The sequence below is a fragment of the Rossellomorea sp. LjRoot5 genome (assembly GCF_964253455.1).
Lineage (GTDB): Bacteria > Bacillota > Bacilli > Bacillales > Bacillaceae_B > Rossellomorea.
In genome coordinates this window covers 1,805,369-1,818,218 of sequence record NZ_CAXUQN020000001.1, presented here as the reverse complement: position 1 = coordinate 1,818,218, position 12,850 = coordinate 1,805,369, and the positions used below count along the sequence as shown (strand labels likewise).

The following is a 12,850-nucleotide window of genomic DNA, read 5'->3' as shown; positions in this document are numbered from 1 at the left end:
CTTACGGTTTGATGCTCTCTAAATCTTCAATGATATCGTTTTCTGTCATCGTACCTGTTATGATCTTTTCTATTTCTCCTTGAGGGTTAATCAGAAACGTCGTCGGGAGTGGATCGATCCCATATGCATTCTGCACTTCCTCTTCTTTGTCTACTACTATAGGGAACTCTAACCCATGTTTTGAAACGAATCGGTTAATGAGAAAATCGGATTCCCCTACATTTACAGCTAAAATCTGTACGCCTTGATCCTGATACTTCTTAAATTGATTGTTCATAAAAGGCATTTCCCTTTCACACGGTTTGCACCATGTTCCCCAGAAGTTCAAGAAGACTCCTTTTCCTTCATAATCGGAAAGGCGGTGTGTATTCCCTTCCATATCGGTTAGAACAAAGTCAGGTGCCTTGTCGCCTTCCTTTAACATTCCTCTTTCATCCTTCGTAAAGTTTGCATAAAGGGTATACGCAACTGCAGAAGTCAGCACAATGAGAATAATGGTCCGGATGAGCAATCTGCGTTTTTTCTTATTCATTTACCTGTGCCTCCCAAATTGAAATCGTTCTCAAGAATGGAGAAGTTTTTCTCTCTTTACAGTAGCAAAGGGCCTGAAGTCATAAGAGTCCACTTATGAAATCAGTCCCTGCCATAATGTATGGTTGCATATCCTCATAATGAGCAGAGAAATATCCCATGATTTTCAGGGTAAAATTCCTTTCTCATTATATCATTTATCACTTTAAAGTTAATGTAAATTATATGAAGGATATGTGACACTTTCCAGGAGGGACATTAGTGGATGCTGCCTGTTTCAGCAAGCGTCCTTAATTGTTTCACTTCATGTGGTGTCAGTTCTCTTCCCTCACCCGCATTCAAGCCGTGGAGCGAGAGGAATGCATATCTTTCTCGTTTCAACTTTTGAACAGGATAACCCAGGGCTTCGAACATCCGGCGGACCTGACGGTTTCTTCCTTCATGAATCGAGATTTCCACGATTGATTTCCCCTGCTTTTTATCGATACTCAGGACTTTCACTTTAGCCGGTGCGGTCATTCCGTCTTCCAATTTAATTCCTTTTTCAAGCTCGCGGATCTTAAATTTAGGCGGGATCCCTTTTAATCTTGCCACATATGTCTTTTCAATCTCATTGCTTGGGTGCATCAGGGAATTGGCAAAGTCGCCATCATTGGTTAACAGAAGGATTCCTGAAGTTTCATAATCCAGTCTGCCGACAGGATAAATTCTTTCCTCGATTTCAGGGAAGAAGTCCGTTACTACCTGACGATTTTTATCGTCGGTTACAGCAGAGATGACCCCCCTTGGTTTATAGAGCAAATAATATACTTTATTTTCTCTTTCGATTTGAATGCCCGTCACCTCAACGCGATCGGAGTGTGACACCTTCGTTCCAAGTTCCTTTACGACTTTCCCATTGACCTTTACTTTACCTTCTATAATTAATTGCTCTGCTTTACGGCGTGATGCCACGCCACTGTGAGCAATTACCTTCTGTAATCGTTCCACGGTCTTTCACCTCATTTAATTTTCAATACATTTACCTTCATGAATTATTACACAATCCAGGCAAAATAGAAAGGCATAAAGGAAAATCGACCAATTCAGTCGATCCCTTTATGCCTTTTCATCTTTCCTGCAAGGTGAGGCTGATCATTAAAGCTTTAGATTATGTTCCTAAATGCTCTGCAACAGGTGTGTGCTTTAGGGTGAGGGGAACTGCTCCGCTTTCCACGGACGTTCGGCCGAGCCTCCTCAGCACAGTTCGCTTCCGGGGTCTCGACACGCCCGTTTTCCGTAGGAGTCTACGCAGTTCCCCTCTCCCTTTAAATAAGCAATTGGTGGCAGAGCTAGAGGTTTTTATAAACTCAGTAATGATAAAGAGGATTTTACACTTGTTATAATAAATCACTTTACTCTTTAGAGCGTGATGTGATCGGAATCAAACATGACATTTTTGAGTTTAGGGGAAAAACTCACTTTAAAAAGTTGATTGGAGCGAAAATCAACTACATCTCGCTTTGTCAAAACCATAAAGTTACAATGACAGCCAATCATTAAAACATGATGGTGACGATGAAGATGGCGGCTGCTATTCCTACGAGATCGGCCAGGAGACCCACTTTCAGGGCATCCCCCATTTTCCGGATTCCAACTGCACCGAAATATACGGTTAGTACATATAACGTTGTATCCGTGCTGCCCTGTAAGGTGGAAGCGAGTCTTCCGATGAACGAATCGGGCCCGTTGGTGGCGATGATATCACTCATCATGCCGAGGGCAGCGGTTCCGGAAATCGGCCTGATGATGGCCAGAGGAACGATTTCCGGGGGGATACCCAGTGCAAGCAATGCAGGGCGGATAAGACCAACAAAGAATTCAAGGGCACCTGATTCCCGAAAAATGGTGATGGCCACAAGCATCCCAATGAGAAAGGGAATGATGGATACGGCTATTTTAATCCCTTCTTTTCCTCCGTCCACAAACGTTTCATACGTCGGGACCTTTTTGATGGTCCCATAGATTAATATAAACCCAATCATGATGGGAATCAGCCATAAGGAAATGGTGGATATCCATTGCATTTACTTCACCTCTCGACGGGTTCGCCTATAATGAAAATAACGGTCGATCAGAATCGCACCAATGGTGGATAGCATCGTGGCAATCAGAGTCGGTCCTACAATTTCAGTTGGCGAAGCAGAGTCATATTTCATACGGATCGCGATCACCGTTGTCGGAATGATCGTGATGCTTGAGGTATTGATCGCCAAGAATGTGATCATCGACCTGCTTGCAACATCCCTTCCCCCGTTTAAGCTTTTTAACTGCTCCATGGCTTTGATCCCGAGTGGGGTCGCAGCATTTCCCAAACCGAACATATTGGCCATCATATTGGAAAGGATATAGCCCATTGCCGGATGGTTATCAGGTACTTCCGGAAACAGCCTCTTCACGAATGGCCTGAATAACTTTGCCAATTTATCAAGTAAACCTGCTTCTTGGGCGATTCTCATAATCCCCAGCCAAAACACCAATACACTGACCAATCCAATGCATAAGGTGACAGCTTCATTTGCTGAAGTAAAAATGGCTTCATTCACTTCGGCCATTTTCCCGTTAATAATCGCGAATATCAACCCGATAATGGTCATCCCCACCCATATCAAGTTAACCATGGTCACGTACCCCAATGATGGATTCGAAGGAATATGCCCAAAATTTCCACCAGCTTTTTTCTTCTTTATTTTCGTCTGATGTTTTATAAAAAACGGGAAGGGTATCTACTTCCTTATCCCCTAGATAAACTACTGCCTTCCCGACTACCCCAGGCACATGCTGACCCTTTAACCATTCCTCTTTCGGCTTCAACATCTTATACTCCACTTTGACCTTATCCACTTCATCATCTGTCAACGGTAACACAGACTCCCGTTTCAGGTAGGCATGGTCTTTATAGATTTCATCATCCATTTTTTCAATTCTGCCTTTGTCGAGAACGATTTTATAATCATAGTGTTTAAATCCGTATTCAAACATTCCGATATGATCGTTCCAGTCATCGGGGCCGTTCAGGGTCACGGCAATCAGATTCTCCCCATCCTTGGAAGCGGTGGAAACGAGCGTTCTTTTTGCCAGTTTCGTATAACCCGTTTTCCCTCCTGTACTATATTTATATAATTCCGTCAGCAGTCTATTTTTGTTTTTCCACTTGCGGTCCCACTTCTCATCAGGATTCGGTGCTGTGTGGACTTTGGTGCCCGCAATTTCCTTATACCTATCGTTTTCCATTGAATATCGTGCCAGAATGGCCATATCATACGCAGTCGAATAGTGATCTTCATGGTCGTCCAGTCCGTGGGGATTGGAGAAATGAGTATTTTCCATCCCGATTTCCTTCGCTTTTTCATTCATCATATATACAAAACCGTCCAGGCTTCCTCCTACAAATTCTGCAATGGCGACTGCCCCATCATTCCCTGACCTGAGCATCAACCCGTATACGAGATCCTCAAGCTTTATCTTCTCTCCTGCCTTCAAGTAAAGGGAAGAACCTTCCGTGCCTGCTGCGTTCTGTGATACGGTTACTTTCTGGTCCATCTTTCCAGACTCCACGGCAAGGATCGCTGTCATGATCTTGGTGATGCTTGCAATGCGACTTTGAGTATGGGCATCCTTTTCATATAGAATGCGCCCTGTTTCCTGATCCATTAGGATTGCTTTTTGTGCACTGACTGAAGGTGCAGCCTGAACCTTATTGGAAACAGATACAAACAGAAAAGCACATATAAGGAAATAATATATGTAAAATTTCGATCTCTTTCGATTCACACCCATCTACTCCTTTAAATCTAACGTGTTTGTACAAGTTTATGAGAGGACAAGGGGTAATATGAGTGAAATCTCGAAAGCAAAGGGGCGGATTATAAAGGGGAAGTGTTTATCTCCAATGGACGTAGCCAAAACAAAAAAACACAGCTACCGTAGGCTGTGTCCGGGTACTTGAATTTTTGATCCCCCTGTCGAACATAAAGCAGGCAGGACTGTCATTGTATCTTCACAGTTCTGCCTGTTCATAAACTTTCTTCTATTCGTTCGTTTCCATCGTCTCCTGAAACTTCTCAAAGAACAGGTCGGCTTCGTCCTGGGCGAATTCATCTTCAATATTCTCAGGAAGAGGCGGAAGTTCCTCGATGCTTTTCAGGCCGAAGTAGTCCAGAAATTCTTTCGTTGTACCGAATAAGAATGCACGGCCGGTCCCTTCCGCCCTGCCCACTTCTTTAACGAGCCCTTTTGACGTAAGGGTCTGAATGGGACGCTCCGTCTTGACGCCTCTAATTTGCTCGATTTCCGTCCGCGTGATTGGTTGTTTATACGCAATAATCGCAAGGGTTTCAAGGGCTGCCTGTGAAAGGAAACTGACATGGGGTGATTCTACCAGCTTCTTTAAGTAGTCGGCATTTGTTTTTTTGGTCACTAATTGAAAGGTTCCTGCAATTTCAATGATGTATATGCCTCTATTGGAATCATTCTCATAATCATTCTTCAAGTCTTCAAGGACATCCTTTGCTTTCTGTTCTTCGATTTCCAGTACAGAACAGACCTGTTTCAGTGATAGACCTTCGTCCCCCGCTGCAAACAATAAGCTTTCAAGGACCCCTTTCCAATTAATACTGCTCAACCATTCCAGCCTCCTCTCCTGCTTCTACAAATATTTCCGTAAAGTTTTTATCCTGGTTGACAATGATTTGTTTCCGCTTCATTAATTCCAGCACAGCAAGGAACGTCACCACGAGATGCTCTTTGCTATCAGAGGGGAAAAGATTTTTAAAGGATGTGCGACTTTTTAGATTCTGTAAATTTTCCAGAATATCATTCATTCTTTTCTCAATGGATATTTCCTGTCTAGTAATTCTCGTTTGAACGGGTCGTTGAAGTTTTTTCCTTCTCAATAATTTATGAAAAGCTCCAAGCATATCATATAAAGATACCTGAACTTCCGTATTCTTCAAATCGACCTCTTCACTGAATTCTGAAAGGTCGCTTGGAGGCTTGGTATACACTTGCCCCCGCTCTTCCTCACGAAGCTTCAGTTCATTCGCTGCTTCTTTAAATTTACGATACTCAATTAACCGCTCCACCAGTTCGTCCCGGGGATCTTCCTCTTCAAATTCGATTTCATCGCTCATCTTGCCCTCATCATGTTTAGGAAGGAGCATTTTACTTTTTATGGCGAGTAACGTAGCTGCCATCACTAGATATTCACTGGCAACATCCAGTTGCAAATTCTTCATCGTATGTACATATAACATATATTGCTCCGTGATCTGAGCCATAGGAATATCATATATGTCAATTTCTAACGAGTTAATCAGATGCAAAAGAAGATCCATAGGACCTTCAAAAGCGTCAATCTTCACATTGTATTCCACTTTATCACCAAATTTCTTATAACAATCTTGCAAGAATGCTACTTAATAGTATAGTAGAAAGACTTCTTTTCTCCAATAGAAAGTTTTGTATTTACAGGCTTTCCTGTCGTTCTGGCGAGGGATTGTGCTACAATTTAACTACTTTGCGTCTTATGGAGGGATCTTATGGTTTATCCGGAAGCCTACATCGAATACTTAATGTACTTCCATGGAAATCGTGATTATTTTGAATGCCATGAAGTACTAGAAGAATATTGGAAAGAAGTCGATCCGGCAAACAGGGCTTCTCACTGGGTGGGTCTGATCCAGGTGGCGGTTGGTTTTTATCATTATAGAAGAGGCAACCAGACAGGTGCGGTCAGAACGTTCAGTAAAGCTATTAAGAATATTAAGAGTAATCACCAAGAACTGACCCTTCTCGGAATTCATTCCAGAAAACTTCAAGCAATGATTGAGGAAACCATTCACCAAATCAGCGAAAATCAACCATATCACAGTATTATCCTGCCTTTAACGGATGTTTCACTTTCAGATCAGGTTCAATTGCGGTGCAGGAAAAATGGCTACATCTGGTGTTCAGAGAGTGACCTCACGAATTCAGCGCTCATTCACCGCCATTCCCTCAGGGACCGCACTGATGTGATAACAGAGCGGCAAAATGCCTTGCGAAAAAAAAGAGGCGGGCCACCAGAATAGGCGGCCTGCCTCTTTATTGTTCTTGTACCTCGTTGTCCTCACCCATTTCATCGCATTTCTCAAAAAATGATGCGGTGTCTGAATTGGGCTTCACTTCAAGCTCGGAGTGCATATCCCTGAGATGCTTCACCATGGATTTGCCGATTCCTTCGTGACGATGTGATGGATTGACTGATATATGTTGAATCTCTAATGTACCTTCTGTTTTGTATACGCCGATTAAACCTACTATGTCCTCTTCTTTCCATAAAAAGAGCTGCCAATTTTCTTCAGTTTCGTATTGCTTCATCGTCTGTTGAAGCTTCTTCAAATCCTTTTCATTTGGCATGAAAGATAATAATCCCATGGCAATCTTTTCAAACGTCTTTTTATACCGAATTAACATATTTACCCCTCGTCATGTTTTATGTCTAATCTATATTTCCTATTATAGACAAAAACTAGAAATTTAATTGATATGAACGTTTATTTATCTTACTAAATTTACTTTTATTAAGCAAATCCTAATCAATTTAGTTTCCAGCGATGAACGTCCAGTAGATGACTCCCCATACCAGACCCGCGACGATTAATAACAAGAACAATGCTTTATTACTGATCTTCATGACTGACTCCTTTTTCTTCACTCTATTCGTTTATGTCATAGTTATTGTATAGTAAAATCGAAATTTGTTAAAGTATGTAATCCAGATTGCAAAAAAGTAGTCTTTAAGTTCGAGATACTTAAAGACTACATTACATGTCGTTAAAACTTTACATCATGTGTAATTAGATCCTCATAAGTCTCCCTTCGGAGGGCTAACCTGGCTTCTCCGTCCTCGACAAATACGACGGCCGGCCGTGGAATCCGATTATAGTTATTCGCCATCGAATACCCGTATGCACCTGTACAGAATACGGCGAGAATATCCCCGTCTTCAGGGACAGGAAGTGGTAAGTCCCATATCAACATGTCTCCGGACTCACAGCATTTCCCTGCAATGGAAACCGTATCTTCACAAATCCGGTCGGCTTTATTCGCTATGATCGCTTCATACTTCGCCTTGTATAGGGCAGGTCTGATATTATCGCTCATTCCTCCATCAACCGCTACATATTTCCGGACGCCTGGAACATCTTTCTGCGATCCCAATGTATAGAGACTGGTACCTGCATCACCTACGAGTGACCGCCCTGGTTCAATCCAGATTTCAGGCATCACTAAATTGTATTTCTCCACTTCCTCTTTCACTGCAGCTATCATTTCTTTCACATATTGAGCCGGAGGGATTGGATCATCATCTTTCGTATATCGAATCCCAAAGCCCCCACCCAGGTTAATGACCTTTGGATCAAAGCTGTATTGAGAACGCCACCTGGCGACACTCCCAATGATTTTCCTTGCAGCGAGAATGAAGCCCGTCGTTTCAAAAATCTGCGAACCAATATGGCAGTGCAGGCCCAACAATTCAATGGTTTCGGAATCCAATGCTGATTTCATCGCTTTCTCGGCCTGACCATTCTCTAAATCAAATCCGAATTTCGAATCTTCCTGTCCGGTCAGGATATAATCATGAGTATGAGCTTCGATCCCTGGAGTAACTCTTAACAGCACCCTTGTGCCTTCTTCAAGGGACCGTGACAATTCACTCACAAGCTCCAGCTCATGAAAATTATCGACGACGATACAGCCGATCTTATGTTCAATGGCCATCATTAGTTCTTCCCGTGACTTGTTATTTCCATTAAAATGGATTCGTCCTGGAGGAAATCCTGCCTTCAGAGCCGTAAATAGCTCTCCTCCAGAAACGACATCCAGGGACAATCCTTCTTCATCCATTACCTGAAAGATCCCGATACAGGAGAATGCTTTGCTGGCATAGGCAACTTCCGCCTTCACCCCGAGGGATTCAAATGTTTGTTTAAACCCTCTTGCACGCTCTCTGACAAGTTTCGTGTCATACACATAAAGGGGCGTACCATATTGAGCTGCCAGGTCTAAGGTACTGACCCCTCCTATCATTAAGCTACCGTTTTTTATTTCTGCTGATCCATGAAGATGCATGTAACGTCACAATCCCCTCTATAGTCCACTACTAATTAAACGTAATTTACCATAGAACAAGAGTTGTTGCAATATTCTAAGATTTCGCAGGCTGTTTGTATTTATTTCGCGGTTGGACGATACTTGGTCGTGTTTTTGATCCCGGTACCGACTTCCTGACGAGAATCTGCATAAATGCCTTCGGACTGAAAGGCAGGAGTGGCCATAGATACGGTGTATTGAGAGATTTAATATTCGTTACGTATAGAATATACAGGGTACTTCCAATCATCAACCCGGGAATATGGAAGAATGCAACCATCACCATGAGAAACAGCCTTGCCATCTTATTGGCCACACTCAATTCGTAACTCGGGGTTGCAAACGTACCGATCGAAGCTACCGCTACATATAAGATTACTTCAGGCTGGAATAACCCTACGTCGATGGCAATCTGGCCGATCAATACGGCGGCGATCAAACCCATGGCCGTCGAGAGCGGGGTCGGAGTATGAATGGCGGCGATCCTGAACATCTCCACCCCAAGATCAGCGATGAATAATTGAACGATGACCGGGATATTGGTCTGTTCCTGGGGACCGACATATTTGATGGCTTCCGGCAGGAGTGATGGATCAAGTACAAACAGATACCATAATGGAAGCAGGAAAAGGGAAGCAAGCACTCCCAAGAATCTAGTCCATCTCACAAAAGTCCCTACGGCCGGTGATTGTCTATACTCCTCCGCATGCTGCAGGTGATGAAAATACGTGGTAGGGGTGATGATGACACTTGGGGATGTATCGACAAAGATCAACACATGCCCTTCTAATAGGTGTGTCGCAGCCACATCCGCTCTTTCTGTATATCTGACTAATGGATATGGATTATACCCTTGTTTCACCAGAAACTCTTCTATCGTTTTATCCGCCATCGTCAAACCATCGATTTTTATACTTTTCAATTCTTTCTTGATCACTTCAATCAGACTCGGATTTGCCACATCATCAATATATGCAATCGAAATATCCGTTTTGGAACGCTCTCCGATTCGGAATATTTCAAACCTCAGCCTGGGATCTCTTATTCTTCTTCTTGTTAAGGCTGTATTGACGATGATATTCTCCACATAACCGTCACGAGAACCGCGGACAACCTTCTCTGTATCAGGTTCCGACGGCTGCCTTCCCGGATAGCTTCGGACATCTACGATCAGCGCTTCTTCATATCCTTCAACAAATACGGCAATCAAACCGGAAAGTACTTCATCTACTGCCTCTTCAATCGTTTTAACCGGTTCGACGGATTGATGCACAAGTCGATTATGTACAATATCATATAATCGGCTTGTGGCCCGCTCATGATCGTTGATTTCCACAAGTTCTTCTACAATTTCAATAATGTATGATGCATCGGTAAGCCCATTTATATAATAAAAATGGACACCTTTTTTCAAAATCATCAACTTACGGACACCGATGTCAAAACTTGTGTTCAATCCTACGTGTTTTTTCATATAATCTTCAATGACTTTTAAATCTTTAGAAATCGGTGTTTCTTTCGTCTTTTGAGGCATGGTACCCACTCCTTTCTAAGATGATTTCCACTGCTTTTTTCGTAATGGGGGCGCCTTGGGAGTAATGATCCCGCTTTGCCATTTTCCCTATGTCACCAATTCCGACAATCACCGGCACATCCAGTTCATCAAGACAATAAACAGTATCTCCCGTCAATCTGCCTACATCCATTTCGGGTACACCAAATTTATCCACCCCGTATGGAGTCAACTCCCCGAATTTATCAATGCAGACATCCACCCTGGTCCATTCCGCCTGCCTGGTTTTACTTGCTACCGCAATAATTCCGAGCACGTCTATATCCGGATGATTCGCCACATACTTAAGCGCCATTTCACCTGCACCTTCCCCAATAAATCCACTATCATCAAACATCACAAAGACAGGGTCGTTTTTGGCTCTTTGAATCAGCTTTACAATTTCAGGTCCCGACAACACAGAGGGATTTCCTTTAGAGCTTGAGATACACCTTCCCCTATACTCTTTCGCCACGCATTCGATAGCGCGCTTGGCGTATTCATCCCCATCTGTTATCAGGATCACTTTCCTTTTGTTGTCCATATGAAACCCCTGCCTCTTGCAAATTATTGATAAACCAAGTAGAGCCAATGAAATAAAGAACCGAAAATCTTCCCGAACACGATCGCCATGATCAGAATCACAATTTCTCCATCAATCCCGATTCGTTTGGCCAAAATGGGAAACACATTCAATACTTCTGTCAACGCAGCAGCCAACAGTCCGATGAACACCCCGCTCATGAGACCGAGGGGGATAAGGACGAGGGGAGAGAAATGGAGAGTGTAATCATTCAGGCTGATGAACCCTCCTGCAAGAGCCCCGGTAATGACAGCCATTTCATAGTAATGAATCATTTTCATTGTTTTGGTCAATTGAGTTAACCGGGGAATGATACCCAATACGGTTAAAAATGCAACGAAACCCGAGCCTACAGCAAGCCCCCCGGCAAATCCAATAAATACGGTGATCAATATATTAATGGTCATCCAGTTTCTTCTGACTTTCTTTATTTTCGTGCATAATCACGTATTGATCTAAATCCTGCTGATAATTAAACATTTCAACCTCTAGAGGGCTCGGCTCTTCATTGAGTCTTTTTCGAAACACATGATTGAAAAACAAGATCATCCCAAGGCCCAAGCCAAACGAGTAAGGAACCTGGAACAATAAAGGATGGGGGTCCACTCCTCCTGTCACAAAATGATACAGCCTTTGATGAACTTCTCTCATACTTACATCTTCATGGAAATTCATTATCGCCAGGGCCGCACCGATGAATAATAGTAACCACACGCCAATGAATAAAGGAAGAGAGACTTTCTTTTTCTCATAGATCACTTCTATAATACTTTGAGTAGGCCCGATCGTTTGAATATCCAGGTCTGGGTATACTTTGCATACCTCACTGATGACCTTCATGACGTCGACCACCACTATATTCTTATCTGATGGGGTCACTTGATGAATCGGGATTTCCCTTATATCCTCTACAATTGTTTCAGATGCTATGATTTGCGCCAGCTGAGAAAGCTTGACCATGCTCTCTTCCCTTACCTGCACTCGATGACGTAAGCGTATATACAAAATACCTTCCATGCAGTTCACTTCCCGAAAACATGATTTTCCCTACGTACCAATAGTATGGATTAACGTGATTTATTTATGTAATGACACGGGGACGATGAGGAGAATTAACTGAACCCAACGTAGGGGCGGAAGTGATGGGAAGGACTGGAGCGAATAGTTTATGGAAACAATTTCAATCAAAAAAATAACCTTGAAGATTCAAAAATTGAATCCTCAAGGTTATCTTGCCTATGACTCTGTATGCATATGTTCTTTCATCGTTTGTAAAATCTTCTTCTCAAGCCTTGATACCTGAACCTGGGAAATCCCCAGCCGATCCGCTACTTCCGATTGGGTCCGATCTTTGTAATACCTTAAATATACGATCAGCCGCTCCCGATCATCCAATTCCCGGATGGCTTCTTTCAGGGCAATCTTGTCAAACCATTTATTATCCGAATTATCGGCAATCTGATCTAAAAGCGTGATGGGATCTCCATCATTTTCATATACCGTTTCATGAATGGAAGATGGGGCACGACTCGCTTCCTGGGCCATGATCACCTCTTCAACGGAATACTCAAGATGATCGGCAAGCTCGCTGACGGTCGGGACCCTGCCGAACTTCTTGGAAAGCTCATCCTTTGCTTTCCTGATTTTATTCCCCATTTCCTTCAGGGAACGACTCACCTTCACTGTCCCATCATCCCGAATGAAACGCTGGATCTCTCCGATAATCATCGGAACCGCATAAGTCGAAAACTTGACATCGTAGCTTAAATCAAACTTATCCACTGATTTCAGCAACCCGATACTGCCTATTTGAAAGAGATCATCCGGCTCATAACCACGATTGAGAAAACGTTGGACGACGGACCATACGAGGCGCATATTCTTCTGGACGATCAAATCCCTGGCGCTCTGGTCACCTTCCTGACTTTTCTTTATCAGGTCTTTCACCTCGTGATCTTTCAAAAAGGTCTGTTCCTTTTCATTTTTCACTTCGACATCCATGGGCACGA

At 43.0% G+C, this 12,850-nt stretch carries 15 protein-coding genes; 1 reads left to right on the top strand and 14 read right to left on the bottom strand.

The window, feature by feature from the left end:
• Position 1: 1 nt before the first annotated feature.
• The 7 genes from resA to ACSQ2E_RS09250 all read right to left on the bottom strand — a co-directional run bounded on the left by resA (position 2) and on the right by ACSQ2E_RS09250 (position 5,945).
• The gene (gene resA / locus ACSQ2E_RS09280; protein WP_435990266.1) at positions 2-532 is read right to left on the bottom strand and encodes a thiol-disulfide oxidoreductase ResA; all 531 of its coding nucleotides are present in this window, start codon (positions 530-532) and stop codon (positions 2-4) included.
• 257 nt (positions 533-789) lie between these two features.
• Positions 790-1,521 carry a pseudouridine synthase gene (locus ACSQ2E_RS09275; RefSeq protein WP_435990265.1) on the bottom strand — a complete coding sequence of 244 codons (732 nt, stop codon included), beginning with the start codon at positions 1,519-1,521 and terminating at the stop codon, positions 790-792.
• 548 nt (positions 1,522-2,069) lie between these two features.
• A complete protein-coding gene (locus ACSQ2E_RS09270) occupies positions 2,070-2,597 on the bottom strand; it encodes a spore maturation protein (RefSeq protein ID WP_034758235.1) in 528 nt (175 codons plus the stop codon).
• Entirely contained in the window at positions 2,598-3,191 is a 594-nt protein-coding gene (locus tag ACSQ2E_RS09265; protein ID WP_060672297.1) for a nucleoside recognition domain-containing protein, read from the bottom strand.
• The gene (locus ACSQ2E_RS09260; protein ID WP_435990264.1) at positions 3,184-4,350 is read right to left on the bottom strand and encodes a D-alanyl-D-alanine carboxypeptidase family protein; all 1,167 of its coding nucleotides are present in this window, start codon (positions 4,348-4,350) and stop codon (positions 3,184-3,186) included. The genes ACSQ2E_RS09265 and ACSQ2E_RS09260 overlap by 8 nt, the downstream gene beginning before the upstream one ends.
• A 250-nt stretch (positions 4,351-4,600) precedes the next feature.
• A complete protein-coding gene (gene scpB / locus ACSQ2E_RS09255) occupies positions 4,601-5,194 on the bottom strand; it encodes an SMC-Scp complex subunit ScpB (RefSeq protein ID WP_435990263.1) in 594 nt (197 codons plus the stop codon).
• On the bottom strand, positions 5,181-5,945 hold the full coding sequence (locus ACSQ2E_RS09250; protein WP_435994477.1) for a segregation/condensation protein A: 765 nt from the start codon (positions 5,943-5,945) through the stop codon (positions 5,181-5,183). Before ACSQ2E_RS09250 ends, scpB begins: the two co-directional genes overlap by 14 nt.
• A 165-nt stretch (positions 5,946-6,110) precedes the next feature.
• Between ACSQ2E_RS09250 and ACSQ2E_RS09245 the strand changes: the two genes are divergently transcribed.
• Positions 6,111-6,641, top strand: a complete 531-nt coding sequence (locus tag ACSQ2E_RS09245; RefSeq protein ID WP_435990262.1) for a DUF309 domain-containing protein — start codon at positions 6,111-6,113, stop codon at positions 6,639-6,641.
• 13 nt (positions 6,642-6,654) lie between these two features.
• On the opposite strand, the gene ACSQ2E_RS09240 is transcribed toward ACSQ2E_RS09245, so the two are convergent.
• The 7 genes from ACSQ2E_RS09240 to sigF all read right to left on the bottom strand — a co-directional run bounded on the left by ACSQ2E_RS09240 (position 6,655) and on the right by sigF (position 12,842).
• Positions 6,655-7,026, bottom strand: coding sequence for a GNAT family N-acetyltransferase (locus ACSQ2E_RS09240; protein WP_435990261.1), 372 nt, complete (start codon positions 7,024-7,026; stop codon positions 6,655-6,657).
• Between the two features lie 360 nt (positions 7,027-7,386).
• Positions 7,387-8,685 (bottom strand): diaminopimelate decarboxylase, encoded by a 1,299-nt coding sequence (gene lysA / locus ACSQ2E_RS09235; RefSeq protein ID WP_435990260.1) that lies wholly within the window; start codon positions 8,683-8,685, stop codon positions 7,387-7,389.
• 76 nt (positions 8,686-8,761) lie between these two features.
• Positions 8,762-10,240, bottom strand: coding sequence for a spore germination protein (locus ACSQ2E_RS09230; RefSeq protein WP_435990259.1), 1,479 nt, complete (start codon positions 10,238-10,240; stop codon positions 8,762-8,764).
• Complete coding sequence (locus ACSQ2E_RS09225; protein WP_435990258.1) at positions 10,206-10,802, bottom strand: stage V sporulation protein AE; 597 nt, start codon at positions 10,800-10,802, stop codon at positions 10,206-10,208. The genes ACSQ2E_RS09230 and ACSQ2E_RS09225 overlap by 35 nt, the downstream gene beginning before the upstream one ends.
• A gap of 23 nt (positions 10,803-10,825) precedes the next feature.
• The gene (locus ACSQ2E_RS09220) at positions 10,826-11,248 is read right to left on the bottom strand and encodes a stage V sporulation protein AB (RefSeq protein WP_435990257.1); all 423 of its coding nucleotides are present in this window, start codon (positions 11,246-11,248) and stop codon (positions 10,826-10,828) included.
• Positions 11,238-11,858 carry a stage V sporulation protein AA gene (locus tag ACSQ2E_RS09215; protein ID WP_435990256.1) on the bottom strand — a complete coding sequence of 207 codons (621 nt, stop codon included), beginning with the start codon at positions 11,856-11,858 and terminating at the stop codon, positions 11,238-11,240. The genes ACSQ2E_RS09220 and ACSQ2E_RS09215 overlap by 11 nt, the downstream gene beginning before the upstream one ends.
• A gap of 219 nt (positions 11,859-12,077) precedes the next feature.
• Positions 12,078-12,842: an RNA polymerase sporulation sigma factor SigF gene (sigF, locus tag ACSQ2E_RS09210; RefSeq protein ID WP_435990255.1), complete on the bottom strand. Its 765-nt coding sequence runs from the start codon at positions 12,840-12,842 to the stop codon at positions 12,078-12,080.
• Positions 12,843-12,850 lie beyond the last annotated feature (8 nt).